The 25140-nt window shown below is 69.5% G+C and carries 25 protein-coding genes and 1 pseudogene; 7 read left to right on the top strand and 19 right to left on the bottom strand.

What is annotated here, in order from left to right:
• Positions 1–6: 6 nt before the first annotated feature.
• The 10 genes and pseudogenes from QM806_RS35965 to QM806_RS35920 form a co-directional block, all read right to left on the bottom strand.
• Complete coding sequence (locus QM806_RS35965) at positions 7–2718, bottom strand: molybdopterin-dependent oxidoreductase (protein WP_283294561.1); 2712 nt, start codon at positions 2716–2718, stop codon at positions 7–9.
• The gene (locus QM806_RS35960; RefSeq protein ID WP_120659814.1) at positions 2715–3524 is read right to left on the bottom strand and encodes an FAD binding domain-containing protein; all 810 of its coding nucleotides are present in this window, start codon (positions 3522–3524) and stop codon (positions 2715–2717) included. Before QM806_RS35960 ends, QM806_RS35965 begins: the two co-directional genes overlap by 4 nt.
• Before the next feature lie 4 nt (positions 3525–3528).
• On the bottom strand, positions 3529–4896 hold the full coding sequence (locus tag QM806_RS35955; protein WP_120661339.1) for an 8-oxoguanine deaminase: 1368 nt from the start codon (positions 4894–4896) through the stop codon (positions 3529–3531).
• The gene (gene pucL / locus QM806_RS35950) at positions 4896–5807 is read right to left on the bottom strand and encodes a factor-independent urate hydroxylase (RefSeq protein WP_120659813.1); all 912 of its coding nucleotides are present in this window, start codon (positions 5805–5807) and stop codon (positions 4896–4898) included. The genes QM806_RS35955 and pucL overlap by 1 nt, the downstream gene beginning before the upstream one ends.
• 3 nt (positions 5808–5810) lie before the next feature.
• A complete protein-coding gene (gene uraH / locus QM806_RS35945; protein WP_120659812.1) occupies positions 5811–6140 on the bottom strand; it encodes a hydroxyisourate hydrolase in 330 nt (109 codons plus the stop codon).
• A complete protein-coding gene (uraD, locus tag QM806_RS35940) occupies positions 6140–6652 on the bottom strand; it encodes a 2-oxo-4-hydroxy-4-carboxy-5-ureidoimidazoline decarboxylase (protein ID WP_120659811.1) in 513 nt (170 codons plus the stop codon). The genes uraH and uraD overlap by 1 nt, the downstream gene beginning before the upstream one ends.
• 44 nt (positions 6653–6696) lie before the next feature.
• Positions 6697–8016: an amidohydrolase family protein gene (locus QM806_RS35935; RefSeq protein ID WP_283294575.1), complete on the bottom strand. Its 1320-nt coding sequence runs from the start codon at positions 8014–8016 to the stop codon at positions 6697–6699.
• A 60-nt stretch (positions 8017–8076) separates the two neighbouring features.
• A pseudogene (locus QM806_RS35930) lies at positions 8077–8820 on the bottom strand (alpha/beta fold hydrolase); the annotation flags it as partial.
• The gene (locus tag QM806_RS35925) at positions 8817–9881 is read right to left on the bottom strand and encodes an isopenicillin N synthase family dioxygenase (protein WP_283294558.1); all 1065 of its coding nucleotides are present in this window, start codon (positions 9879–9881) and stop codon (positions 8817–8819) included. The gene QM806_RS35925 and the pseudogene QM806_RS35930, both read right to left, overlap by 4 nt.
• Complete coding sequence (locus QM806_RS35920) at positions 9862–11244, bottom strand: uracil-xanthine permease family protein (protein WP_283294555.1); 1383 nt, start codon at positions 11242–11244, stop codon at positions 9862–9864. The genes QM806_RS35925 and QM806_RS35920 overlap by 20 nt, the downstream gene beginning before the upstream one ends.
• 140 nt (positions 11245–11384) lie before the next feature.
• Here QM806_RS35920 and QM806_RS35915 point away from each other — a divergent pair, with 140 nt between their 5' ends.
• Positions 11385–11948: a helix-turn-helix domain-containing protein gene (locus QM806_RS35915; protein ID WP_005567129.1), complete on the top strand. Its 564-nt coding sequence runs from the start codon at positions 11385–11387 to the stop codon at positions 11946–11948.
• Between the two features lie 3 nt (positions 11949–11951).
• On the opposite strand, the gene QM806_RS35910 is transcribed toward QM806_RS35915, so the two are convergent.
• From QM806_RS35910 to QM806_RS35880, 7 genes are all read right to left on the bottom strand, one after another.
• The gene (locus tag QM806_RS35910; RefSeq protein ID WP_005567130.1) at positions 11952–12680 is read right to left on the bottom strand and encodes an aspartate/glutamate racemase family protein; all 729 of its coding nucleotides are present in this window, start codon (positions 12678–12680) and stop codon (positions 11952–11954) included.
• 10 nt (positions 12681–12690) lie between these two features.
• The gene (locus tag QM806_RS35905) at positions 12691–14229 is read right to left on the bottom strand and encodes an NCS1 family nucleobase:cation symporter-1 (RefSeq protein WP_005567132.1); all 1539 of its coding nucleotides are present in this window, start codon (positions 14227–14229) and stop codon (positions 12691–12693) included.
• Between the two features lie 179 nt (positions 14230–14408).
• The gene (locus QM806_RS35900) at positions 14409–15122 is read right to left on the bottom strand and encodes a GntR family transcriptional regulator (protein ID WP_037206963.1); all 714 of its coding nucleotides are present in this window, start codon (positions 15120–15122) and stop codon (positions 14409–14411) included.
• A gap of 10 nt (positions 15123–15132) precedes the next feature.
• Positions 15133–16065: an allantoinase PuuE gene (gene puuE, locus QM806_RS35895; RefSeq protein WP_054248342.1), complete on the bottom strand. Its 933-nt coding sequence runs from the start codon at positions 16063–16065 to the stop codon at positions 15133–15135.
• The gene (locus tag QM806_RS35890; protein WP_166680663.1) at positions 16062–16205 is read right to left on the bottom strand and encodes a hypothetical protein; all 144 of its coding nucleotides are present in this window, start codon (positions 16203–16205) and stop codon (positions 16062–16064) included. Before QM806_RS35890 ends, puuE begins: the two co-directional genes overlap by 4 nt.
• Positions 16206–16292: 87 nt before the next feature.
• Positions 16293–17540 carry a DUF6986 family protein gene (locus tag QM806_RS35885; RefSeq protein WP_005567136.1) on the bottom strand — a complete coding sequence of 416 codons (1248 nt, stop codon included), beginning with the start codon at positions 17538–17540 and terminating at the stop codon, positions 16293–16295.
• A gap of 61 nt (positions 17541–17601) precedes the next feature.
• A complete protein-coding gene (locus tag QM806_RS35880; RefSeq protein ID WP_283294553.1) occupies positions 17602–18180 on the bottom strand; it encodes a TetR/AcrR family transcriptional regulator in 579 nt (192 codons plus the stop codon).
• Between the two features lie 78 nt (positions 18181–18258).
• Here QM806_RS35880 and zapE point away from each other — a divergent pair, with 78 nt between their 5' ends.
• Positions 18259–19176 carry a cell division protein ZapE gene (gene zapE, locus QM806_RS35875; RefSeq protein WP_054248344.1) on the top strand — a complete coding sequence of 306 codons (918 nt, stop codon included), beginning with the start codon at positions 18259–18261 and terminating at the stop codon, positions 19174–19176.
• Positions 19177–19219: 43 nt separating this feature from the next.
• Here zapE and QM806_RS35870 read toward each other — a convergent pair whose 3' ends face one another.
• Positions 19220–20536 carry a TrpB-like pyridoxal phosphate-dependent enzyme gene (locus tag QM806_RS35870; RefSeq protein ID WP_054248343.1) on the bottom strand — a complete coding sequence of 439 codons (1317 nt, stop codon included), beginning with the start codon at positions 20534–20536 and terminating at the stop codon, positions 19220–19222.
• Positions 20537–20651: 115 nt separating this feature from the next.
• Here QM806_RS35870 and QM806_RS35865 point away from each other — a divergent pair, with 115 nt between their 5' ends.
• The 5 genes from QM806_RS35865 to QM806_RS35845 are packed head-to-tail and all read left to right on the top strand — an operon-like array spanning position 20652 to position 24589.
• Entirely contained in the window at positions 20652–21626 is a 975-nt protein-coding gene (locus QM806_RS35865) for a DUF4129 domain-containing protein (protein ID WP_349307619.1), read from the top strand.
• Positions 21608–22090, top strand: a complete 483-nt coding sequence (locus QM806_RS35860) for a hypothetical protein (RefSeq protein ID WP_283294551.1) — start codon at positions 21608–21610, stop codon at positions 22088–22090. The genes QM806_RS35865 and QM806_RS35860 overlap by 19 nt, the downstream gene beginning before the upstream one ends.
• The gene (locus QM806_RS35855) at positions 22087–23043 is read left to right on the top strand and encodes an AAA family ATPase (protein WP_283294549.1); all 957 of its coding nucleotides are present in this window, start codon (positions 22087–22089) and stop codon (positions 23041–23043) included. The genes QM806_RS35860 and QM806_RS35855 overlap by 4 nt, the downstream gene beginning before the upstream one ends.
• Positions 23040–24260 (top strand): DUF58 domain-containing protein, encoded by a 1221-nt coding sequence (locus QM806_RS35850; RefSeq protein WP_005563574.1) that lies wholly within the window; start codon positions 23040–23042, stop codon positions 24258–24260. Before QM806_RS35855 ends, QM806_RS35850 begins: the two co-directional genes overlap by 4 nt.
• Positions 24257–24589 carry a hypothetical protein gene (locus tag QM806_RS35845; RefSeq protein WP_005563573.1) on the top strand — a complete coding sequence of 111 codons (333 nt, stop codon included), beginning with the start codon at positions 24257–24259 and terminating at the stop codon, positions 24587–24589. The genes QM806_RS35850 and QM806_RS35845 overlap by 4 nt, the downstream gene beginning before the upstream one ends.
• Here the strand turns inward: QM806_RS35845 and QM806_RS35840 are convergent.
• Entirely contained in the window at positions 24568–25068 is a 501-nt protein-coding gene (locus tag QM806_RS35840) for a C40 family peptidase (protein ID WP_005263843.1), read from the bottom strand. The genes QM806_RS35845 and QM806_RS35840 overlap by 22 nt on opposite strands.
• Positions 25069–25140 lie beyond the last annotated feature (72 nt).

The following is a 25140-nucleotide window of genomic DNA, read 5'->3' as shown; positions in this document are numbered from 1 at the left end:
AAGTACTCACGGGCGCGGGAGCGCACGCCAGACGGCGGCCGGGGTCATCGGGATCCGACGAAGCCGGGCACCGGTGGCGTCCGCGATCGCGTTGGCCAGGGCGGGGGCGACCGGGTTGTACGGGGACTCGCTCATCGACTTGGCGCCGTGCGGGCCCAGTTCGTCGTAGGTGTCCGCGAAGTAGACCTCGGTGTCCGGCACGTCTACGAGCTGCGGGATGTGGTAATTCCGGAGCTGCGGGTTGAGCACCGTCCCGGCGCCGTCGAGGAGGATCTCCTCGTACAGTGCGCTGCCGATCGCCTGCGCGACGCCGCCCTCGACCTGCCCGCGGCACTGCTGCGGGTTGAGGACCGTGCCGGCATCCGCCGCCTGGATGGACTGCAGGATTCGGACCTCCCCGGTGACGGTGTCGACCGCCACCCGGAACGCGTGCACGTTGAAGACCACCGAGCGGGGGGTGCCGTCGTGCCTGCCCTCGGCGCGGATCGGTCCCTCGGGCACCAGCTTGTCGAGTTCGACGACCCGTCCGGCGACCTCGACCGCGTCGGGTGTCAGCGCGCAGTGGGCGTCCTCGGCGGCACCCGCGACGCGGCGGGCCACCTCGAACAGCTGCTCCCGCAATCGGGTTCCCGCAAGATGCACCGCCTTCCCCGCGACCACAGTGCCTGCCGAACCGAACGCGCCGGTGTCGTGCCCGGCGACGTCGGTGTCGGATTGCAGCACGGTGATCCGGTCGGCGGTGGTGCCCAGCGCGGACGCGGCGAGCTGGGCGTGCACGGTGGTGGTGCCGTTGCCGAACTCCGCGGTACCCACCCGAAGTTCGTACCGGCCGCCCTCGACGAGGGTGCAGGACACGTCCGCGAAGTGCCCCCGCGGCGGGATGGTCGCGATCATGGACGCCGCCGTACCCTCACCGACCCGCCACTGCGGGCCGTCCGGTGGGCGCACGTCGTTGCCGCGGCGCAGTGCGGCCTCCGCAAGGTCGAGGCATTGGTCGAGTCCGTAGCTGCCGTACGTGAGGTCGCCGTGCTCCACCTCGAAGTCGACGAAGTCGTCACCCGGCACCACCACGTTGCGGCGGCGCAGTTCGAACGGATCGATGCCCAGCTGCGTCGCCAGCTGATCGAGCGCGGACTCTACCGCGAAGATGACCTGGCCGAGACCGTAGCCGCGGAACGCGCCGGACGGCAGGTTGTTGGTGTAGACGGCCTGGGCGTCCACCCGCTTGTTCGGCGACCGGTACAGCGCAACGGATTCACTGCAGCCGTGGAACATCACCCCCACCGAGTGGTTGCCGTAGGCGCCGGCGTCCGAGAGCACGTCGACGGCGAGCGCCGTCAGCTTTCCGTCCCCGTCGGCGCCGACCTTCACCGACACCCGCATGGGATGCCGGCACGGGGCGATCGTGAACTGGTCGGAGCGGGTGAACTCGTACTGCACCGGTCTGCCGGTGCGCAGAACGGCGAGAGCGACGAGATCCTCCACCAGCATTTCCTGCTTGGCGCCGAATCCGCCACCGACGCGGGCGGTGAACACCCGGACCTGCGAGCGGTCCAGCGAGAACAGGTGGGCGAGTTCGTCGCGGACGAGGAAGGGCACCTGGGTGCTGCTGCGGAGGGTGAGTCGCCCGTCGGAGTCGAGCCAGCCGACGGCCGAGTGGGTTTCGAGATGCGCGTGCTGCACGCGTTGCGTCTGCCACGTGCCCTCCACGACGGCACCCGTGTCCCGCGCCGCCGCGAGTCCGCCCGCGAGGTCGCCGACTTCGCCGTGGACCTCGGCCACCAGGTTCCGGGACGGGTCCGCGATCCGGGAATCGGCGCCCTTGTCACCGTGCAGCAGGGGGGCACCGGGGCGGCGTGCCAGGTCGGGATCGAAGACCGGTTCCAGCACCTCGTACTCCACGTCGATCAGTTCCACTGCGCGCCGGGCGATGTCGACGGAGTCCGCGACGACGGCCGCGACGCGCTGCCCCCGGAACCGGAGGATCGTGTCGAACACGTGGGTGTCGTCGGGGTCGTCGGTGCGGAACTCGTGGCGGGCCGTGGAGAAGGCGACGTCGGGACTGTCGCGGTGGGTGAGCACCGCGTGGACGCCGGGCAGCCTCTCCGCGGCGGACGTGTCGAGTCGGGTGATGCGGGCGTGCGCGTGCGGGCTGCCGAGGATCTGGATGTGCGTCAGGCCCTCGACGGCCAGGTCGAGGGTGTAGGGTTCGGCGCCGCACACCACCCGGGCGGCGGCAGGCGCGGGAATGGAGCGGCCGAACGACTCACCGGCACTGTCCGATTCGGTGGTGCACACGCCACCGACGGCGTCGCGAATGGCGCGATAGCCGGTGCAGCGGCACAGATTCCCCTTCAGTGAGCGCGGCAGGTCGGCGCGTTGACCGGAGTCGAGCGCGGACGCGGTCACGACAATCCCGGGTGTGCAGAACCCGCACTGGAAGCCGGCCGCATCGACGAACTGCTGCTGCACGGGGTGGAGTCGATCGGGACTGCCGAGCCCGGCCGCGGTGGTCACCTCACGGTTCTCGGCGCGATGCGCCGGCACCACACACGAGTGCACCGGAGCGCCGTCGAGCAGCACGGAACAGGCGCCGCAATCGCCGGCGTCGCAACCCTTCTTGACCGCGAACCGCTGCTGCTCCCGCAGGAAGGTGCGCAGGCACTGACCGGGCCGTGGGTCGGCATCCACCGACTGCCCGTCGACCGTCAATTTCATTCCAGCTCCCTCCTGATCTCCTCGGCGAGCACTCCCGTGACGTGCCGACGCCAGTCCGCGGCGCCGTGCGCGTCGGTCAGGTAGTCGTCGGGGGAGATCCGTTCCGACAGAGACTCGCTCAACACGTCGGGGCCGGGAACGGCGGGGAAGCGGAGGACGAACGGGCGGACGGTCGACGCGGTGACGGTCAGCGCGAAACCGTCCGCGTCGACACGCCCGGCCAGCAGGGCGCCGGACCGTCCGAGCGGCGAGTACGCGATCTTGCGCAGCGACGTGCGGCCCCGCAATGCGGTGGCGGGAAGGTAGATGCTGCGGATCAGGTCACCGGCTCCGAGCACTGTGCGACCGGCATCGGTGACGAATCGGTCGACCGGGACTCGGCGTTCACCCCCGTCGGCGGTCCAGAGCAGGAGTTCGGCGTCGAGGGCGCAGCACAGCGTGATCATGGCCCCGGCCGGGAGCGCGAGGGCGAGGTTGCCGCCGACGGTCGCGGTGTGCCAGATCTTCCACGACGCGACGAGGGACTCGGCGCACGGCCGGAACAGGCTCGTCGCCGTCCACTCGGCGGGAAGCGGTGCGTTGCAGATATTCTCGATGGTGCAGGTCGCGGCGAGCTCGAGTCCGTCGTCATGGACGGTGATCGCAGGCCAGTCGAGGGTGGTCAGGTCCACCAGCCGGGTGATCGTCGGCTGCGGTTCCGAGTACAGCCAGGTGCCGCCCGCCAGGAACGCCGCTCCGGGTTCCGGGGCGGGCAGGTCGTCACGGCTGCGTGGGGCCGAGAGCTCCGTCACGAACGACAGATCCATCGACTCACCCCGCCTTGCGCACCAGGGCCCGGTGGGCCTGCTCGACCTCCGCGGCGACGTTCTCCTCGTTCACGGTGATCACTCTCCCACGCTCGACGACCGCTCGCCCGTTCACCAGAAGCAACTCGAGCGGCGGTGTGACTCCGAGCACCAGCGCGGCCACCGGATCGGTGATGCCGGAATGTGCGAGGGTGTCGACCCGCCACAGTGCGAGATCGGCCAGTTTGCCGGGCTCGAGGGAGCCCAGTTCGTCCTCCCTGCCCAGGACCCGGGCCCCGCCGCGCGTGGCGAGTTCGAGGGCGGTGCGCACCGTCATCTCGCCCGGGCCGCCGCGGGCCCGCGCGAACAGCACGGCGTGCCGGGCCTCCTCGAGCATGTTGCATGCCTCGTTGCTGGCGGCGCCGTCGACGCCGAGCCCCAGCGGAACCCCCGCCACGTGGAGGTCCTTGGCGCGGGCGATCCCGGCGCCGAGGCGCGCATTGGACGTGGGGCAGTGGGCTGCCCCGGTTCCGGTGCCCGCCATCGCTGCGATCGCGACGTCGTCCAGGTGGACGGCATGCGCGTACCAGACGTCGGGGCCCACCCAGCCGAGTTGCTCCATGTATTGCACCGGGGTGCAGCCGAACCGCTCGTGGCAGAAGTCGTGCTCGTCAAGGGTTTCCGCGAGATGGGTGTGAAGCCGCACGCCTGCGGAACGGGCGAGGGCCGCGGCCTCTGTCAGGAGGTCGCCGGTGACGGAGAACGGGGAGCAGGGCGCCACCGCGATCCTCAGCATCGAGTCGGGAGCCGGGTCGTGCCAGCGGTCGATGACGTCCTGGGTGCCCTTCAGGACGTCCTCGAGACGCTCCACCACCGAATCCGGTGGCAGTCCGCCCTGACTGTGGCCGAGGTCCATCGACCCTCGGCTGGGGTGGAACCGGAGCCCGACGGTCTGCGCTGCCTCGATCTCGGCGCCGAAGACGTCGCCGCCGTCGCGCGGCACGACGTAGTGGTGGTCCGTCGTGGTCGTGCATCCGTGCTTCGCCAGCCAGGCGAGACCTCCGGTGGCCGCGGTCCGGACGGCGTCGGCGTCGATGCCCGCCCAGATCGGGTACAGGGTGGTCAGCCAGCCGAACAGGGTGTCGTCGGCGGCGAGCCCGCGGGTGATCCACTGGTACAGGTGATGGTGCGTGTTCACCAGCCCGGGGGTGAGCAGGCAACCCCGTCCGTCGACCACCCGAGCGCCGTCGATCACCGGCGCGGGACCGGCACCGACGTCGACGATGCGGTTGCCCCGCACGACGACGTAACCGTCCGGGTACTCGGTGCCCGCCGCGTCGACGGTGGCGACGTGCGCACCGGAGACGACGACGGTGGCCGGGCCGGCGGACATCAGCTGAGCCAACCCGCGTACGCCGCCCACGCGGGTCCGGCGTCCGGAGCGTCGGACCGCTGCACCGTCGCCTGGATCAGGCCGTACGGGCGGTCGGCGGCGTGGAATACCTCGTTGTCGTTCTCCACCCCGAAGCGGGCGAGATCGTGGGCGAAGTGGTGCTTGTTGGGCGCGGACAGGCGCACTTCCGCGAGCACGGGGTAGCGCTCGAGGATCGCCTTGCCGATCTCGTACAGCGTCTGCTGCAGGGCGAGCGAGTGGACGGTCGCGAACGTCGCGACGATCTGCTCCTTGATGCCGGCGTAGACACCGTTCCAGTCGACGTCGGTGGTGACGAACCGCCATTGCACGACAAGCGAAGTCGCCATCACCCGGTCGTGGGTCTCCTCGAGAATCGTGTACTCGTCCTTCAGGAATCCGAAGAACTCGCTGCCCGTGGACTTGAGGATCACCAGATCCTTCAGCCCGCCGACCACCCACGTACCGTCGGCGTCGACGGTGATCGCCGCGGTGCGCACCTCCTCACCCTTGCGCACCCAGGTGTGGTCGTGCTCCGCTCCGTCGACCACCGCGCGCTGCCAGGCGTACTCCTCGATCTCGATGCGGGCGCCCTCGACCGGGGCCACGTCGTCCACGAAATGTCGTGCCAGCGTCAGCCCGTACTCCTCGATGGAGTCGAGGCCCTTCTCCTTCGCGTAGGAGTACGCCGTCTGCTTCTGGGTGTCGGTGGGCAGCACCGAACTCTGGTCGCCGGCGAGATGCGCCGCCGAGAAGTCGCCGCGCAGGCAGGTCGACACGCTCACGTCCCGGATCTCGTGCCGGGGGGTGTCGCGGTAGATCCGCACGATGCGGTTCTCGGCTTTGCCGTACTGGTTGTCGCCCAGGACGATGGCGCCGGTGAGGTCGGTCATTGTTCAGCTCCCGCGGTAGGTGGAATAGGCGAAGGGGGACAACAGCAACGGGACGTGGTAACCGCGCTGCGGGTCGTCGAGGACGAACGTGACGCACACCTCCGGGTAGAACGTCTCCTGGCCGCGGGCGGCGAAGTACTCGCCGGTCTCGAAGACCAGCGAATAGGTGGCCGCAATGAGACCCTCCGGCGCGATCTCGGCGATGCGGCCGTCCGCATCGGTCGCCGCGCTCGCGATGACGTCGCCCTCAGATGACAGCAGACGGACGTGCATCCCGGCCGCGGGTGTGCCGTCGGTGGCGTCGAGCACGTGGGTGCTGAGGATCTTGGACATCAGTGTGCCGTGTCTCCGATCTCGCCGAGAAGGCGTTCGAGGCGTATCCGGTTGATGGCGGCCAGTTCGGTCCGCAGGATTTTGCGCTCCGTGGCGCTGTCGTTGCCGAGGCGGTCGCGCAGCACGTCCAGCAGTTCGTGCGCCGACCGACCGGACGCGCACACCAGGTAGACGTGCCCGAACTTCTGCTCGTACTCCTCGTTCCCGGCCCGCAGGCGCGCGCGGACGTCGTCGTCGGCGGCGGCGACCGCCGACTGTTCGCGAGCGGACGACGGGTTGTCCGCCCGGTCGCCGATCCTCGGGTGGCCGGCCAGGGCCGCGTCGATCTCGGACTCCGTCAGGTCGCCGAGCACGTTTTCGGCGGCGGTGTACACCGCGTCGGCGGACGGAAACGGACGGCCGACGGCCATCCGCTGCGCCCACACCGTCGATGAGCAGCACTGCACGAGCAGATCGACGGCCCGCGCGTCGCTCAGTGCGTTGAACGCGATCAGGCCGGGCGGTTCGGTCATGAGGGCTCCTCTCTCGTGCGCCTTTTCGGTACCTCTGGCTACCACTATGGCGCACCGGTGGCGGTCAATTCGGCGATAAGCCCTGCTTCGTCGACCCTGGTGCTGTGTCCGTCCCGGATCAGGACTTCGCCGTCGACCAGCACGGTGTCGACGATCTGCCGGCTCCCGGTGGTCAACAGTGTCGCGCCCGGGTCGCGGACGGGCAGGCAACCGAAGTCGCGCTCGAAGCGGATCAGGGTCAGGTCGGCCGTGCCGCCGACGGCCACACCGTTCGGGCGGGACGCGAAACCGAGATTCTCGTTCGCGCCGTTCGTCGCGAGGTCCATCATGGCGTCGAATCCGAACAGGTCGGCCGTCTTGCGATGCGCCCGCTGCACGTAGGCGCCCATGCGCAGCGTTTCGAGCATGTCCTGGGTGTCGTTGCTGGCGGCGCCGTCGACGCCGAGCCCGACCGCGATGCCCGCCTCGAGCATCTCCGGGACGGGGGCGACGCCGCTGCCGAGACGCATGTTGCTCATCGGGTTGTACGAGACGGCCACACCGCGGCGGGCCAGCACCGCGCGCCCGTGGGCGTCGAGTTCGCAGCAGTGCACAGCGAGCAACCGGTCCCACAGGAACCCGTTCGTGTCGAGGTAGTCGACCGGGCCCGCGCCGACGTGTTCGCGGCACATCACGTCGTCGGTGGGGGTCTCCAGCAGGTGGATCGACACGGTCATGTCGCGTTCGCCCGCGAACTGCCGCACCGCCGCCATCCCCTCCGGTGTCAGCGACCGGGGGTTGGGGACGGCCAGACCGACCGTGACGCGTGTGCCGTCGGCCTGCTTGACCAGCTGGTCGGTGTGCTCGAGCACCCCGGGCAGCGGCTGCAGGAGGCGCGGGTCGACGCCCCACTTGCGCGTTGTGTCCGCGCGGTCCGCCACTCCGCGGCCGAGGAGTGCCCGCACGCCGGTGTCTTCCAGGGCGCGCAGCACCGCGTCGTGCACGTCCGGAGACGGATGCGGCCACATGTGCTCGACCAGCGTCGTGGTGCCGCTGCGCAGGGCGTCGAGGCTCGCGGCGACCGCGGCCAGGTAGGCCCGATCCGGGGTGATGACCGCGGATTCCGCACCCACGGTCTGCAGCCAGCTGAGCAGCGGCTGCCCCTCGCCGATGCCACGCATCAACGACTGCTGCAGGTGGGTGTGGGTGTTGACGAATCCGGGGATCAGGTACGCCCCGGCACCGTCGACCGCCGTGGCCCCCGACGGTGCCGGAGCGGTCGGGCGGATCTCGGTGATCAGACCGTCGGCGATCAGGACGTCGCGGTGCGGCAGCCAGCGGCCCTTCGCGTAGACGGTGACATCGGAAATCAGATCGGGATGCATCCGCATCCTCCATGGGTTCTCGGGAGTGCGGCTGGTTCGCGCCCGCCGGACACGGGTAGGTCTCGGGCCGACGCAGGCGCAGAAGTCGACGAGTGCCGCGAGCAGGGCCTCGCGCGCCGACAGTTGCGGGGCGTGATCGCTGTCCAACGTCACCACCCGCGCGCCCGGCACCCGGTCCTGCATCGCACGCTGCGTCACGAGCGGCACCGAACGGTCGAGCGTCGCCTCCACGTACAGGCGGGGGACGGAGCCGAACCGCTCCGGCGTCCACACCGGGGCCATGAGACGTGCAGTCTCGAGTTGCGGCAGCAGCTTTCGAGCAGCAGTGATCGCATCACCGGCCGACGATTCGTGAAAGAACACGGCGGCCGCGGCTTCCGGCGGCACGATGGTCCCGGATCCGTCGGGGGTCGACTGCAGCCAGGCCGAGATCCCGACCGGTTCCGGTAGGCGCAGGTCTGCGCAGAGGTCGCCGAAGTTGCTTCCCGACGGCAGCATCATTCCGGCGACGTACGCCACACCCGAGATCCGGTGCGGAAGGCGCTCGGCCACCTGGGTGGTCACGATGCCGCCTCCGGAGTGACCGACCACGAACACGGGCCCGTCCAGCGAAACGATGTGCGCCACGACGACATCCGTCACTGCGTCCAGATCGGTTCGCGCACCGTCCGGCCAGTTTCCCACGCCGGGAAGGTCGAGTGCGTGCGGCTCGTACCCGCTGTCGCGCAACGGCTCCAGAATTGTGTCCCACACCCAGCTGCCCGCCCAGGCGCCGTGGATCAATACGACGTGCCCACGGGTCACCGGGCGGCCGCCCGGTCCGCCGCGGCGAGGACCCGCTCGGCCTCCCGTCCCGCGGCCGTGTTCTTCTTGCCGTGACGCGAACCCGCCAGTTTCGCCTTGATGTGCTCACGGACCGTCACCGGTGCGTATCCGTCGTCGGAGTGTTCGCACAGTCCCGGCAGGGTCGCGATCACCGCGTCGACGTTGCCGTCGTGGAAGAACGCCGCCGATCGCCGGCGCTTGATCGTTCCGTCGACGACGGGCGGAGTCACCCGGTGCAGCGTCGACATCCACCGGTCGTTCGTGAGCCGGGCGGTGAGGTCGCCCAGGTTGACGAGCAGTGCGCCCTCCGCGGGGCTCACATCGTGCCAGCGCTCGTCGCGCCCGAGCACCTGCAGGCCTGCCACGCGATCGGCCCACAGCACGGTGACCAGTCCGAAGTCGGTGTGCTCACCCATGCCGGTCAGCTCGCTGTCGAGGGTGACGCCGCCCTCCGGCAGCGCGTAGTTGTTCATGCGGAGGACGTCGATGGAATGGTCGGTCAGGGCGGTGAAGAAGCCCGGATCGAGCCCGAGGGCGTCGGCGAAGATCCGTGTCAGGGTGCGGGCGACGCGCTCGCCGTGCGCGTAGTAGGCCTGCACGCTGTCCGTGAAGGAGGGCACCTCCGGCCACACGTTCAGTCCGTAGTCGTCCTCGGACAGGTCCAGCTCCGGGAACGACCGGGCCTCCGTTCCGACGTTGTAGGCCTCGAAGAAGTCGTTCATCCGGGTGGCCGATTCGACGCCCAGGCTGAGGCTGAGCGACTCGCTCTTCGGCGGACTGTACCCGCGGTTGGCGCCCTCCACGCGATACGTCTTCTTCGTCTCCAGGGGCAGCGCGAAGAAGTCGTCGACGGCGCCGGCGAGTCCCTCGATCACCGGTTCGGGGATGCCGTGACCGAGGATCTGGATGAATCCGACAGTGGCGCAGGCCGAGTCGATTTCGCGCGCCACCCGGGCGCGTTCCGTGTCGGACCCGCCGGTCACGTACGGGGAGATGTCGATGACGTGGACGTCGAACGGCTCAGGCACAGGCGGCAACATGCGGCTCCTCGGAGGTCGGGGGAACGGGGTCGGTTGCGATGACGGGTGCGGAGGCGGCGCGGGCGGCGGCGCCGATCCGGGTGTGGTTGAACAGCAGGTTCAGGGAGAACGCGGAGATGGCGGCGAGTGTGATGCCGCTGCCGAGCAGGATCTGGGCGGACGAGTTGAAGTGCTCGAACATGCCCTCGGCGAACTCGGGGAGCAGGCCGATGCCCACCGACACCGCGACGATGGTGGTGTTGATCCGGTCGCTGAGATCCACCTTGCGGAGCGTGTTCATCCCCACCACCGCGACCGTCGAGAACAGGATGATGCCGACACCGCCGACGACCGGCGCGGGCAGGGCCGCGACGACGGTACCCATCTTCGGGATCAGTCCGAGGACGATCAGGATCGCACCGCTGGTGGCCGTCACGTACCGGCTGTGGACGCGGGTGGTGGCGACGGCTCCGACGTTCTGCGTGAAGATCGTGTCGACGAACGCGTTGAAGATGCCGCCGAGTACGCCGGACAGTGCATCGCCGACGAGGCCGCGGGCCACGTCGCCCTTGGCGAGGGGCTTTCCGGTGATCTCGCCGAGAGCCAGCATGCTCGCCGTCGACTCCGCGAACACCACGGCCATCACGATGCTCATCGCCACCACCGCCGTGATCGGGAACTCCGGTGCCCCGAAGTGGAACGGAGCGGTGATGCCGAACCAGGGGCTGCCGGAGACGCCGCCCAGGTCGATCAGGCCCATCGGAATCGCGACGAGCGTGCCGATCGCGAGGGCGAGGAGCACGCCGAGCTGGGTCCAGATCCCGCGGCCGAGGCAGAGGAAGGCGATCGCGACGAGCACGACCACACCGGCGAGCATGATGTTGCCGGGATCCGCGAAACCGTCTGCCGTCGGATCGTTTCCGACGATGAGGCCGGCGGCGACGCCGATCAGGGAGATGCCGACGACGGTGAGGACGACCCCGGTGACCAGCGGTGGGAAGAACCGGATCAGCCGCGCGAAGGGTACGGCGAGGGCGAGTCCGACGAGGCCGCCTGCGAGCATCGAGCCGTACACCGCCTGAAGCCCGTATTCCTTGGCGATGAGGATCATCGGAGTCAGCCCGGCGAACGTGGCACCACAGACGATCGGTAACCGTGCGCCGGCCAGCTTACCCACCCCGAGGCTCTGGATCATCGTGATGATGCCGGCGATCAGAAGGTCGGCGCTGATCAGCAACGCGACGGTGGACTTGTCGAGTCCTACTGCGGCACCGAAGACCAACGGGACGGTGATGCAGCCGGTGTACATGATGAGCACGTGCTGCAGACCGAAGGCCGCTTGCCGCACCAAGGGCAGGCGCTGGTCGACTGCGTGGAAGGACATGGGTCGATCTCCGTCCGAGTGAAGGGAGCGTTCGAGTTCACGTTCTATTGAGCACGCCAATCTTTTCTCAGCAGGGTCAATTTCGTTTCGTCCGTGTTATCAGTCGCGGTTCCGCGAAACACGGTGCTAGCGTTCGCCTCATGGACGAGGATCAACGCACGCTGGCCGTCGCCATCGGCGCGGCGATCAGGTCGGCCCGGCGTGACGCGGGACTGACCCTGCGCGACGTGGCGGCCAAAACGGGACTGTCGCAGCCGTTCCTGAGTCAGGCGGAGAACGGCCACTCGGTGCCGAGCGTCATGAATCTGCACCGGGTGGCCCAGGTGCTGGGAACCACGGCGCACGCCCTGCTCGAACAGGGCGCGCGCACGCCCACCAGCCTCGTGCGCAGCCGGGAGGGCAGGCGATTCGCGTTGTCGGACGGCGCCGTGCTGCGGTTCTGCTCCACGGGCGTGCGCGCGATGGAACCGAATGAAGTGACGGCGCAACCGGGTTCGCAGGCCGGCGAACACACCGAACACGCAGGCGAGGAGTTCATCTACGTCATCGACGGCAGCATTCGGGTGGAGGTCGGCGTCGAGGAGAGTTACGTGCTCGACCGGGGAGACACGCTGTACTACCCGGCCACCGTGCCGCACCGGTGGTTCAACGACGCCGCGGAACCCGCGCGGTTCCTCATCACGAGCACCCCGCCGTCCTTCTGACCGTCAGCGGCCGAAACCCTCGAGCAGTCCGGTGTACTTCTTGGGCAGGGGAGCCGCGAATTCTCCGTGCGCGCCGGTCCGCAATCCGAGCGTCACGAGGGACTGCACCATGAGGGTGGCCGCCGCCACGCCGTCGACGACCGGCACCCCGAGTTCCGCCGAGATGACGGCGCACAGGTCCGCCATGCCCGCGCACCCCAGCACGATCGCGTCCGAACCGTCCTCGTCGCGGGCGACCCGGCAGGCCTCGGTGATCACCTTCACCGCATCCGGGTCGCGGTCGAGGTCGAGCACGGCGATCTCGCACGCGTGCACCCCGAGGCAGAACCGTTGCATTCCATACCGTTCGGCCAGTTCCCAGGCCCGGCCCCGGGTACGTCCCAGGGTCGTGACGACGCTGAAGCCACGGCCGAGGAAGCTCGCAGCGTGCATGGCCGCCTCCGCGATCCCGAGCACGGGCCCGGAGGCCAGTTCGCGAGCCGCGTCGAGGCCCGGGTCGCCGAAGCAGGCGATCACGTAGCCGTCCACCCCGGCCTCCTCGCCGCGCGCGATCTCCTCGAGAAGCCCGGGGACACTGAGTGCTTCGTCGTAGTGACTCTCGATCGAAGCGGGACCCATCTGCGGGCTCACCGCCTCGACGAGCGTCCCCGGCCCCGCGACGGAGCGGGCGCAGTCGCCGATCTTGTCGGTCATCGACTGGGTGGTGTTGGGATTGATGATCTTGATGTGCACGTTCGTCGACCTATGCTTCGATCGGGGCTGTGCGATGCGCACGACGGGCGCCGGCGGACAATCCGAGGTAGCAGACGAATCCGACACCCATGCCCAGGAACCACGAGTACTGGGCCGCACCAGCCATGCCCCACACGTCGAGTCCGAACGGCTGGGCCTTGAGGATCACGGGAATCATCGCGACCAGGGCGCCGACGACGGTGGAGATGATCGCAGCGGGGTTGTAACCCTTCTTGTACCAGTATGTTCCGCCCTCGGACATGGTGAACATGTCGTCCAGGATCACTCGCTGCCTGCGCACCAGGTAGTAGTCCGCGATGAGGATTCCGAACAGCGGTCCGATGAACGCCCCCAGCGTCTCGAGCGTGTAGTGGATCACCTCGGGATTGTTGTACAGGTTCCACGGTGTGATCAGGACGGATCCGACGGCGGCGATCATTCCGCCCGTACGCCAGCTGATGCGCTGCGGGCTGACGTGCGAGAAGTCGAATGCCGGGGAGACGAAGTTGGCGACGATGTTGATACCGATGGTGGCGACGATGAAGGTGAGGAGGCCGAGGACGACGGCGAACAGGTTGTCCATCTGCGCGACCGTCTCGACGGGGTCGGTGATCAGGCGGCCGTACACGGGCAGGGTCGCGGAGGCGGTGACGACGGTGAGGATCGAGAAGAACAGGAAGTTCACCGGGAGGCCGAGGAAGTTGCCGCGTTTGACCGCGCCGAACGTCTTGCCGTACCGGGAGAAGTCGCCGAAGTTGAGCATCGGGCCCGAGAAGTACGACACGACAAGGGCGATCGCGCCCAGCACCACGGGCACAGCCGACCAGCCGGTGTAGTTCACCTCGCCGAGGTTCAGGCTGATGTTCGACCATCCGGCCTCGCTGATCAGGTAGATCGCGAGCATCAGCATCACCACGTAGACCGCGGGGCCGCAGAAGTCGATGAACTTGCGGATGCTCTCCATGCCACGCCAGAAGACCAGCGCCTGCAGCACCCACATCGTCATGAACCCGGCCCAGCCGAGCGCCGACAGTCCGAGGAATCCGTGCTCGTGCACGTCCGCCCAGGGCGCCAGACCCGGCCAGATCTTCAGGCCGAGGATCACGAACGCGTGCGACGCCAGGTACGTCTGGATTCCGTACCAGGCCACCGCGATGAGGCCGCGGATGATGGCCGGGACGTTGGCGCCGAGAACACCGAAGGCGCTGCGGCACATGACCGGGTAGGGGACGCCGGTGACCTGGCTGGGTTTGGCCACCAGGTTCGCGAACACGTTGACGATCGCGATGCCGACCACCAGCGCGACGAGGACCTGCCAGCTGGTCAGTCCGAGCGCGAACAGGCTGCCCGCGGTGACGTAGCCGCCGACGCTGTGCACGTCGGACATCCAGAACGCGAAGATGTTGTACGACGACCACGACTGCGTCTTCAGCGGCGCGAGATCGTCGTTGGTGAGTCTCGGGTGATAGCCGGGCTTGATCAGCCCGGCGCCGGCCAGGTGTGCACCGGGGACGGTTTCCCCCTCGTTGGAGGGTGCTGTCTGAGTCATCGTTTCGCTCCCTGGTGCAGTACGGACACGACTGCGTCGACGTAAGGGTGCCTCGGTGAAAAGCACACCACCGAAGTGCTGGGAGCAAAAGTAGTTTTCGGATATTTCCTGGTTGTGACGGCGAAGATATATTCTCGCCGGCGCACCCTCCGAGCCGAGAATATATCTTGCCGGACGGCCTACCCGGGCGTGTCCCGGAAGATTCCGGTGTCCGTGGGGAGGGCGGCGATCACCGTGTCGAGTTGTTCGTTGTGCCGGTCGGTGGCCGCCTTCAACGCCGCGGCGTCGCGGGCGAGGAACGCCGCCAGCATGTCCCGGTGCCCGAGGTGAAGTTGCAGCCGCGCCGGCGTCCCCACCTGCGACATCGGCTGCACGGGCTCGGTGATGTTCCACGCCGACTCGAACATGTGCAGCAGTCGCTGCATCCGGCACGGCGATGCCAGGGCGAGGTGGAAGTTACGGCTCTCCCGGTGGTACGCGGTCAGGTCGTCCTCGAGAACCGAGCGGTCGAGTGCCGCGTACGTCGCCCGGGCCCGTGCGTCGTCGGCCTCGTCGGCGAGGGTGATCGCCACGGAGTGCGCCGCCGACTCGAGGACACCCCGCACCAGGTAGAGCTCCTCGAGTTCGTCGACGGTCAGCCGGGCGACCGTGTACCCGGCGTTGGCCCGGTGGTCGACGAGCCCCTCGCCGATCAGCGTCTTCAGCGACTCCCGGATCGGGATGCGGCTGACGCCGAAGTGCTCGGCCACCTCGTCCACCGGGATCGGGGTGCCCGGCGGGGCCCCGCCGCTGAGGATCACCCGGCGCAGCTCCTCCAGGATCACGGTCTGCGAGCTGCCGGGATCCCGGTTGGCCAGGTTCGTGACCAGCACCGATGGTCGTCGCGGGGGCATCGGGTCGTCCTCAGGCGGGGTGTACGGCGCGCCAGTGGCGGGCGATGTCGATGCGCCGGGCGACCCACACGTCGTCGTGGGACTGCACGTGATCGAGGAACCGCTCCAGCGCCGCGGTGCGGGCGGGCCGTCCGACGATGCGGCAGTGCAGACCCACGGACAGCATCTTCGGCGCCCCGGCCGTTCCCTCCGCGTACAGGACGTCGAAGGCGTCCCGCAGGTGCGCGAAGAACTGCTCGCCGCTCGGGAAACCGCCGGGCGACGCGAACCGCATGTCGTTGGTGTCGAGGGTGTACGGCACCACCAGGTGGTCGACGAGGCCCTGTCCGGGGGCGTCGACCTTCACCCAGTAGGGGAGGTCGTCGGCGTACGAATCGGAGTCGTACTCGAAGCCGCCGTGCTCGACGACCAGCTGCCGGGTGAGCGGGGAGTCGCGGCCGGTGTACCAGCCGAGCGGGGCCTCGCCGGTGAGGTCGCGCAGGATCTCCACCGCCTCGGCCAGGTCCTTGCGTTCGGTGTCCTCGTCGGAGAGCTGGTACGACTTCCACCACAGACCGTGGCAGGCGATCTCGTGACCGAGTTCGCGAAAGGCGCTGACGGCCTCCGGGTTCCGCTGCATCGCCTTGGCGACCGCGAAGATCGTGAGCGGTAGCCCTCGTCGCTCGAAGGCCCGGAGCACGCGCCACAGTCCGGCGCGGGATCCGTATTCGTAGATCGATTCCATGCTCATGTGCCGGTTCGGGAACGGTTGGGCCCCGACCATCTCGGACAGGAACGTCTCCGATGCCTCGTCGCCGTGGAGCACGTTGTTCTCGGCGCCCTCCTCGTAGTTGAGGACGAACTGGACGGCGATCTTCGCGCCGCCCGGCCACTGCGGATCGGGTGGGTGCTGCCCGTATCCGACCAGGTCACGGGGGTAGCTGGAGTCGAAAGCGTGGGTCATGATTCCAAGCCTGCCCGACCCGCCTCGGTCAGGGAACCCCACAGGCGCAGCCGCGCCGTGCCGCCGTCCCGGTCGCGGACGCTCGCCTCGCCCGGCGGCGGACTGTGGAAGCTGGGCGCGGTCAAGGTGTTCGGGGTCACGGGTGCGGCTACCTCCTGATCGGGCGTGGGGCAAGTGTAGGGCGTCGGCGGGGGTGCTGCGGGCGGTCCTCGTGCGCGGGGAGGTGCTCAGCTCCCCGGAACCACCGCCCGGGTGAGGAGGTCGCGCAGTGTGCCCACCGTGCATCCGGGGGCCTGCGCGCGGACAGCGGCCTCGTCGAACGCGCCGCACGCCAGTCCCCGCAGGATCACCGTCGCGAGCGCCTGGGCGGTGGCCGGTTCGTCCATCACCCCGCCGCCCTGGCGGTCGAGGTAGGCCTGCACCCGGGTGGCGGCGGCGGGCAGCGCGGCGCGGTAGAAGTCGAACGTCGCGAGCCAGCGGGTGATCAGATGCCCGGGATGCATGTCCCATCCCTGGTAGTACCCGCGTTCGAGCGAACGGGTGACGAGCCGGTAGTGCCGGGCCAGCGCGGCGTGGATCTCCTCGTCGCTGCCCTGCGGGATGACCTGGGTGGATCCGTCGCACACCCACACCCCGGTCTGGGCCGCCGCCACCAGCATCACGGACTTGGCGTGGTCGGCCACCGGATGCTCGAGCGACTGGAACCGTGACGCGATTCCGCAGGCCGCGCTGTAGTCGTAAGTGCCGTAGTGCAATCCGGTGCAGCGTCCGTCCGCGAGGTGGATGGCCTTCGCGACGGTCACGGTGCCGTCCGGTCCGAGCACGGCCTGGGGGCTCTCGATCTGCAACTCGAAGCGCAGCGACCTGTCGGGGAGCCCGTACGCGCGCTCGAGTTCCTCGCACAACGCGACGACGGCGGTGACCTGCTGGGCCGCACGTAGTTTCGGCACCGTGAACACGAAGCCGTCGGGAACCCCACCCGCGCCTTCGAGGACGAGTTCGAGCGTCCGGATCCCGCGGCGGCGCTCGTGCGGGGCCAGACCCTTCGCGCGGATGCCCAGCGACCGCGGGCCGGGCGGGTCCGAGGAGAGCAGTCGCAGCGTGCGTCCCGCCTCCAGTGCGGCCGCGTCCTCGACGTCGTCGCTCCGCCAACCGAAGCCGTCCTCGAAATCGATCCGCAGATCCATGATCGGACGGTGCTCGAGCATCGCGCGGACGTCGGGAAGCGCACCGGTCGTTCCGATTTCGGACAGCGCATTCGTGTGCCTGTCCAGCAGTTCGACAGCCTGCTCACCCCACAACCTCGGGGTGTCCGGTCCGGCGTCCGCCGCACTCACATAGACGGTGTGGACGGGCTGCGGTTGCTGCCGATCACCCGGAAAGGCGTCCGCAAGGTCGGTGTCGACCGGGTCGAGGAGTGCGTCGACGCGGTCGAAACCGCTGTCGGGGAGACGGCTGAGGTACTGGGGGTTCACGCCACGATCTTGGCAGAAACGCGGGATTCTCGTCGTCCACACCCCGCCGGGTGGTCGTCGTTCAGTCCGTCGCACCGCGCAGATACGACTCGACGGCGCGGGCCAGCTGCCGCACGCTGCGATCGGTCCCTGGCTCGATGCCGTCGAGTGACCGGGCTCCCACGAAACGGTCGAAGACCAGGCCTTCGACGACGCTGACGAAGTCCGCGCCCGCGTTCTCGGGGTCGGCGACGCCGAGGGCGTCGAACAATTCGGTGGCGCGGGCACGGGAGAACAGGCACGTCGCGAGGAGTGCGTGCAGGTCGGCGTCACCGGACAGTTCGACGGACAGCGCGTGCCGCGCAACGACGTCGTCGTGATGGGTGTGCAGCAGCCGGTCCAGCGACCGGGCCACGCCCTCGGCGACGGAGGCGAGGTCGAGTGGCGGGGCCGCCGTGGTCGCGAATTCCTGCCGCGAGCGGTCGGCGAGCCGGCGCACGGCGGATTCGATCAGGGCTCGCCGGGTGCGGAAGTAGTAGGACGTGGACCCGCCCGGGAGATCCAGTGCACGGTCGACGGCCCGATGCGTCAGCGCGCGCATGCCCTCCCGCGCGATGATCGTGATCGCCGCGTCGGCTATCCGCTCACGCCGCTCGGGCACGGTGTCTGCCTCCTCACATCGGCTTGTCGCCCGAGACTCTACATTCGTAGTGTTTCCACTGTGGATGTAGAGGTTCTGTTGGACGACGCGCAGCGCGCGGCCGCGGCCGTCCTGTACGAGACCGCCGAGGGGCTGGAGCAGGGGCGGCCCGGGATTCGCGGCGTGTACCTGTGGGGACCCGTCGGACGTGGCAAGACGTGGTTGACGGACCGCTTCTACGGGTCGGCGGAGGTCCCGAAGCGGCGCGTGCACTTCCACTCGTTCTTCCGCCGGCTCCACGCCGACGCGCACACGCTGGGTTCCATCGACCTCGCGATCGATGCGGCACTCGGGGACGTCCGGCTGCTGTGCTTCGACGAGTTCCACCTGCACGACGTCGGGGACGCGATGCTGGTCGCGCGACTGCTGAAGGTCCTGTTCACCCGCGGGATCACGCTGGTGGCGACGTCGAACTATCCACCGGAGGGGCTGCTTCCGAATCCGCTGTTCCATCACCTGTTCGCGCCGTCGATCGCCGTGCTGGAACAGAATCTGACCGTCGTGAGGGTGGCCGGACCCGTCGACTACCGCACCGTGGCCACGGCGGACGGCGGGTTCGCTGCCGGACGTTTCGTCCGAGCTTCCGACACGGAGCCTCCGGCACTGTCCGAGCGCGTCGCCCTGACCGTCGGGACCCGCACGGTGACGGCCTCCGCGGTGCGGGACCGCGCGGTCTGGTTCGAGTTCGCGGTGCTGTGCGGCACCCCGACCGCACCCGCCGACTATCTCGAACTGTCGGAGCGGTTCGGATGCTGGGCGATCACCGGTGTGCCCCGACTGCGGGAGGCCGGCGCGGAGACCGTGCGGCGGTTCGCGAACGTCGTCGACGTGCTGTACGACCGGGGGACCGCGTTGACGCTGGTTGCCGAAGCGTCGTGGGACGACGTGTTCGCCGGACTCGACGGCACCCTCGACGTCGACCGGCTGGTGAGCAGGCTGTCGACGCTGAGCCGGTGACCACCGAGGCAGACCCGTGCGTGGGTCGGCCCCGGTGAATCGATCAGACGTACCGGCTGTACGCGGGGAGGTCCAGCTGGCCGTTCCCGGACAATCCGATGACCACGACCTCCGGTTCGGTGACGGTGCGGGCGTGCGCGATGGCCGCGGCCACTCCGTGCGTCGATTCCGGCGCGGGGATGATGCCCTCGGCGCGGGCGAAGAGCAGGCCCGCGGCGAGTGCGTCGTCCTGTTCGATCGCGGTCGCCTCCATCAGTCCGAGGTCGACGGCGTGCGAGACCATCGGCGACATGCCGTGGTACCGCAGGCCACCCGCGTGGATGGCGGGCGGAACGAAATCGTTGCCCAGCGTGTACATCTTCAACAGCGGCGTCAGACCGGCGACGTCGCCGAAGTCGTAGCGGTATTCGCCCTGCGTCAGCGATGGGCATGCCGCAGGCTCGCAGGCGACGAGGCGGGTGGTGGTGCCCTCGCGCAGATTGCGACCCAGGAACGGGAAGGTCAGGCCTGCGAGATTGGAACCACCGCCGGCGCAACCGAATACCGTGTGCGCGACAGACTCACCCGCCTCCTCGAGCTGGACCATCGCTTCCTGGCCGATCACGGTCTGGTGGAGCATGACGTGGTTGAGGACGCTGCCCAGCGAGTAGTGCGCGTCGGGGTTGTTGGCGGCCACCTCGACGGCCTCGCTGATCGCCATGCCCAGCGAACCGGTGGTGTCGGGATGCTCGGCCAGGATCGCCCGCCCGGCTTCGGTGAGGTCGGACGGAGACGGATGACAGATGCCGCCGTAGGCCTCCATCTGGAGTCGGCGGTACGGCTTGGCGTCGAACGAGGCGCGAACCTGCCAGACCTCCACCTCGAGGCCGAGCAGGGCGCCGGCGAACGACAGCGACGCGCCCCACTGGCCCGCACCGGTCTCGGTGGTGAGCTTGGTGGTCCCCTCGAGCGCGTTGTAATAGGCCTGTGCCACAGCCGTGTTCGGCTTGTGCGATCCGACCGGGCTGACACCCTCGTATTTGTAGTAGATCCGTGCCGGTGTGCCGAGCACTCGCTCGAGCCGGTGTGCGCGCACCAGCGGCGACGGGCGCCACATGCCGTAGATCTCGCGGACCGTTTCGGGGATCTCGATGTACCGTTCCGTCGCGACCTCCTGTTCGATCAGGCTCGCGGGGAACAGCGGTGCCAGGTCCTCCGGTCCCAGTGGCTCACGTGTGCCGGGATGCAGGTGCGGCGGAACGGGTTCCGGAAGATCGGCGGCAAGGTTGTACCAGTGCGTGGGTACGGCCGAGGGAACCGAAACCCCCAGAGGTTCCAGCGATCGAGCCAGTTCGGCTCCGGTTACCGGGGACGTGGTCAAGTAACTCTCCTTCGTGGATGGATACGTCCCGAACATGCTGCGCTGTCCGCCGCCGCGAACGGGTGATTTTCCCGGTCCGCGCGTGTCACGATGGAGGGGCAACTCGGGAGTGAGGATGCCGGACCGTCGCGTGCGAAGCAGGGTCGTCCACACGGTCGCCCTGCTGGCGGCCGTCGTGACGGTCACCCTTGCGGTCCGGGTGGTCCCCGCGCCCGACACCCCCGCGACACCGTCGGAGCCGGGCGCAGGTGCGACGCGCGCCCTGGTCATCCTCTCGGCGATCGCCGTCGTCGTCGCGGCGGTGGCGCTGGCGTCCGCCCTTCGCAGCGGCCGGCCGCGGGTCGCCCCCGACCCGCCACCGGCAGGGCTCACCGGAAACACCGGCTCCTCGGTCTCGCGTCGGCACATTCTCGGATGGGCGGCGTTCGCCTCGCTCCTCGTGGCCGCGGCGTTCCTCCTCGGGTCCGTCGGTGGAGACGAACCACTCGACCGTCAACCGTCGCAGGCGAGCCCGGCCGCCGACGACGGGGCCGGCCGAACCGACGAGTCCGTGCCCACCGAGACTCGTCCGCCGCCCGACCTGGTGGACGAGACCCGCGAGGATCTGACGGAATTGTGGACCGCTGCAGCGATTGCCGGTCCGATACTGGTGACCGTGTTGATCCTCGGCGCCGTGGCCCGGCGCCCCCTCCGGGCCCGGGTCGGCGCCTGGACCGCGGCGAGTTCCCCCGACGGTCCGGCTGCCTCGCAGTCGCTGGCCCGGGCAGCGGTGGAAGGTCTCGCCGTGGTCGTGGCCCCGAGTCTGCCGCCGCGTGAGGCCATCATCGCCAGTTACGCCGCCATGGAAGATGCGCTGCGCGAGGCGCCGGGCGCCGAACCGCGGGAGTCGGACACCCCGTCCGAAGTGCTGGCTCGCGCAGTGCAACTCGGAGCGCTGCGCTTCGAGGCGGCGGCGCCGCTGGTGCGGCTGTTCTCCGAGGCACGGTTCAGCCTGCATCCGATGGGTGAACAGCACCGTGACGAGGCCGCCGATCTGCTCCGGCGTGTACTCGACGACCTGGGGAGCGACGCGTGCTCGCCGTCGCGGTAGCCGGTGTCGGGGCCGTGCTGGCCGTGGAGGTCCCGCTGGTGGCCGCCGGTCGGTACAGTGCGGCCGTGCTGGTCGCGGGAGCGGTGACCGCGCTGGTGCTCTTCGAGTTTCGACGACGCATGGCACCCGTGGACGTCGACGACCAGCCGCCGGGAATGGAGGCGGAACGGGCCGAGGCGACGGCCCGATGGATGGCGCGGACGGAATCATTGATCAGCTGGGCGGACGGTACGCGCGGCGACTGGGATCACCATCTGCGTCCGCTCCTGGCGCGTGAGTTCCAGCAGTCCACCGGACGGCGGCAGGGACTCGACCCCGCCGAGACCGCAGCCGCGGGTGAGGTGTTCTTCGGCGACTTGTGGCAGTGGGTCGATCCCGAGTGCGTGCAGCGCTCCGACAGGGCCGCACCCGGTCCGGGCCGGGACGTGCTCGACCGGATCCTGCAACGGCTGGAGCAGCTGTGACGATGCCTGCCGAGGTCACCACCGCGCGCGCCCACGCGGTGCTGGCGGAGGTCGAACGGGCGGTGGTCGGCAAGCACGACGAACTCACGTCGATCCTGCTCGCGGTACTCGCCGGCGGGCACGTGCTCATCGAGGATCTGCCCGGACTCGGAAAGACTTTGGTGGCACGATCGTTCGCTGCCGCGCTCGGACTCGACTTCACGCGGGTCCAGTTCACCCCTGACCTGCTGCCCGCCGACCTGCTCGGCGCCACCATCTACGACATGCCGTCGGGTCGCTTCGAATTTCGTCCGGGCCCGATCTTCACCAACCTGCTTCTCGCCGACGAGATCAACCGCACCCCGCCCAAGACCCAGGCCGCGCTGCTCGAGGCGATGGCGGAGGGGCAGGTCAGCGTCGACGGCACCACCCGGATCCTGCCGCGTCCGTTCATCGTGCTCGCCACCGACAATCCCATCGAGTACGAGGGCACCTACCCGCTGCCCGAGGCGCAGCTGGACCGGTTCGCGCTCCGCCTACGACTGGGGTACCTCACCGAGACCGACGAGCACGAGATGCTGCGCCGGCGGCTCGACCGGGGATCCGCCGTCGTCGTCGTCGAGCAGGTGGTCGATGCGGCCGACCTCCTGGCGATGCGCGAATCGCTCGAGCAGGTCAGTGTTCACCACGACGTCCTCGGGTATGTCGTCGCGCTCGCGAACGCCACCCGGCATCACCCGCAGGTCGAGGTCGGGGCCAGCCCCCGCGCGGAACTCGACCTCGTACAGCTGGCACGGGCGCGCGCCCTGCTCTCGGGCCGCGACTTCGTCATTCCCGAGGACATCAAAGCCCTGGCCGTTCCCGCTGTCGCGCACCGCATCAGCCTGCGACCGGAGATGTGGGTGCGCCGCATCCGCAGCGACGACGTCCTCGCGGAACTGCTGCGCCGTCTCCCCGCGCCGAGGGCCCGATGACGGAGCACCAGTTGACGTGGCGGGCATCGCCGGCAGCCCTCGCACTGACGACCTGCGCCGCCGTGGCACTGACGGCAGGTGTCGTGGGGCGGTGGTGGGAACTGATCGTGTTCGCCGCCCCGATGCTGGGAGCGCTCGGCACGGTGACGTGGTTGCCCCGTCCCGCCACCGGCGTCCGCGTCGAGGCGTCGGCGCGCACGCTGCGGTGTTTCGAATCCGAGTCCGTGCACTTCTCGGTGGACGTGACGGCGTGCGGTGGTGCGGCGGAACTCGAGGTGGCACCGGCGCCGTCCGACGGCTACACGGTCGAGCAGGTCGGCGACGGCGACTACGTGGTGTCGGCGGACCGGTGGGGCCGGTACGAACCCGCACTGACGGTCACGGCACGTGCCGGCGGCCTGCTCACCGCCTCCCTCCCGGTTCCCGTCACGGAACTGCGGGTGTTCCCGTTGGCGCCGCCCATGCCGACTCCGTTGCCCCACGCCACACTTCCGGACCGCATCGGCGCGCACCGCACCCGCCGATTCGGCTCGGGCGTCGAGTTCGGGGACATCCGGCCGCACGCGCCGGGGGATCCGTTGCGCAGCGTCAACTGGCCGGTGAGCGCCCGGCGCGGCCGGTTGCACGTCACCGAACGGATCATGGACCGCGCCGCGGACGTCGTGGCCGTCCTCGACACCACCCCGCAGGCGCCGGGCCCGGCGTCGGAGAGCCTGCACCGGACCGTGCGCGGCGCGACACAGGTGGTGCAGACGGCCCTGCAGCGCGGCGACCGGGCCGGGGTCGTCGTCCACGGGCTCCGGCTGCGATGGCTCGGCGCCGACATCGGACGCAGGCAGTTCTACCGAATCCTCGACACGGTGCTCGACTCCGACGCCGGCGCCGCCGAAGGCACACTCGTCCCGCGGGTCGCGTTGCCGCCGAGGGCCGTGGTCATCGCGTTCTCCACCATGCTGGACACCAACTTCGCGCTGTCGCTGCTGGAGCTGAGGCGGCGCGGTCACGTCGTCGTGGCCGTCGACGTGCTCCGCGGCCCGCCGTTCGAGTACGAACTCGATCCGATGACCGGCAGGATGTGGCGGCTCGAGCGGCGGAACATGTACCGGAACATGGGCGTTCTCGGGGTCCCGGTGGTGGCGTGGGACGACGATTCCGCACTGGATCTGGCGCTGGCCCTCGCCGATCGTGCCCGCCGGCCGTCGGGGGCACTCCGATGAGATGGATTGCGGTGGTCGTGGTGCAGGCGGCGCTCGTCGCCCTCGTCCTGGGCAACGCGTCCGCGTTCGCGGCGGCCGCCGCGGGCGTCGGGGCGACGGGACTGCTGCTCGTCGCGTACACCGGTCTCGCACCGGGAATCTCGACGCTGCTGGTGGGCGCGGTCGTCACCGGCGCCGCGGCGTCTCTGGCAGCGGCACTGCCGGACGGGCCGGCATGGGTGTCCCTGCTCGGGCCGGTTGCGGCGGTGGTGCTGTTCCTCGTCGCGGTGTGGCCGTACGTCGCCAGGCGCACGCCCACGACCGAGGATCAGAACCGGCGGATGCTGTAGATGTGGAACTGCGACAGCGGCGCCAGACCCACGGGCACGCCGCGCCCGTACGCATTGAAGACCTGACCGAAGCCGGCGTAGATACCGATGTGCGACGCGTCCGGGTTGAGCACCACGATGTCGCCGGGAGCCAGTGCCCACAGCGGAATGGGTGCGCCGACCTCGGCCTGCTCCCACGTGGTGCGTGGCAGATTCACGCCCGCCTGCCGGAATGCCCACTGCACCAGCCCCGAGCAGTCCCACGCGTCCGGACCCGTCCCACCCCACAGATAGGGCTTGCCCGTCTGGGTCGTCGCGGCCGCGAGCGCGGCCAGCCCGGTCGGGGTGGGAATGGGTGTCGGGAGAACGGACGAACCCATCGAACTGCCGCCGGTGCTGCCGCTGTCGGAACTGCCCGCCACCGGTGCGGCGTTCGCGGGAAGAGCAACGAGGGCGGTCGCACAGAACGCGAGAGCACCGGCAACGGCAGCGCGTCGCACGGGACGGAGATGTCTGCGCTGGGACACGAGGTCCCCCCTTTGTTCGCTACTGCTCGTGGAGAGCCGTGGAAC

The organism is Rhodococcus sp. IEGM 1351 (assembly GCF_030056875.1).
GTDB lineage: Bacteria > Actinomycetota > Actinomycetes > Mycobacteriales > Mycobacteriaceae > Rhodococcus_F > Rhodococcus_F opacus.
Note: the sequence above shows the minus strand (reverse complement) of the source record. Positions and strands in the feature narration are given on the sequence as shown.

Coding starts and splice junctions, on each gene's coding strand:
- QM806_RS35960 (WP_120659814.1), bottom strand. CDS start 3,524: ATGGATCTGTCGTTCGTGACGGAGCTCTCGGCCCCACGCAGCCGTGAC.
- QM806_RS35935 (WP_283294575.1), bottom strand. CDS start 8,016: ATGCATCCCGATCTGATTTCCGATGTCACCGTCTACGCGAAGGGCCGC.
- QM806_RS35845 (WP_005563573.1), top strand. CDS start 24,257: ATGAGATGGATTGCGGTGGTCGTGGTGCAGGCGGCGCTCGTCGCCCTC.
- uraH (WP_120659812.1), bottom strand. CDS start 6,140: ATGTCCAAGATCCTCAGCACCCACGTGCTCGACGCCACCGACGGCACA.
- QM806_RS35900 (WP_037206963.1), bottom strand. CDS start 15,122: ATGCCCCCGCGACGACCATCGGTGCTGGTCACGAACCTGGCCAACCGG.
- pucL (WP_120659813.1), bottom strand. CDS start 5,807: ATGACCGACCTCACCGGCGCCATCGTCCTGGGCGACAACCAGTACGGC.
- uraD (WP_120659811.1), bottom strand. CDS start 6,652: ATGACCGAACCGCCCGGCCTGATCGCGTTCAACGCACTGAGCGACGCG.
- QM806_RS35925 (WP_283294558.1), bottom strand. CDS start 9,881: ATGTTGCCGCCTGTGCCTGAGCCGTTCGACGTCCACGTCATCGACATC.
- QM806_RS35955 (WP_120661339.1), bottom strand. CDS start 4,896: ATGTCCGCCGGCCCGGCCACCGTCGTCGTCTCCGGTGCGCACGTCGCC.
- QM806_RS35905 (WP_005567132.1), bottom strand. CDS start 14,229: ATGACTCAGACAGCACCCTCCAACGAGGGGGAAACCGTCCCCGGTGCA.
- QM806_RS35865 (WP_349307619.1), top strand. CDS start 20,652: ATGCCGGACCGTCGCGTGCGAAGCAGGGTCGTCCACACGGTCGCCCTG.
- puuE (WP_054248342.1), bottom strand. CDS start 16,065: ATGACCCACGCTTTCGACTCCAGCTACCCCCGTGACCTGGTCGGATAC.
- QM806_RS35915 (WP_005567129.1), top strand. CDS start 11,385: ATGGACGAGGATCAACGCACGCTGGCCGTCGCCATCGGCGCGGCGATC.
- QM806_RS35920 (WP_283294555.1), bottom strand. CDS start 11,244: ATGTCCTTCCACGCAGTCGACCAGCGCCTGCCCTTGGTGCGGCAAGCG.
- QM806_RS35965 (WP_283294561.1), bottom strand. CDS start 2,718: ATGAAATTGACGGTCGACGGGCAGTCGGTGGATGCCGACCCACGGCCC.
- QM806_RS35850 (WP_005563574.1), top strand. CDS start 23,040: ATGACGGAGCACCAGTTGACGTGGCGGGCATCGCCGGCAGCCCTCGCA.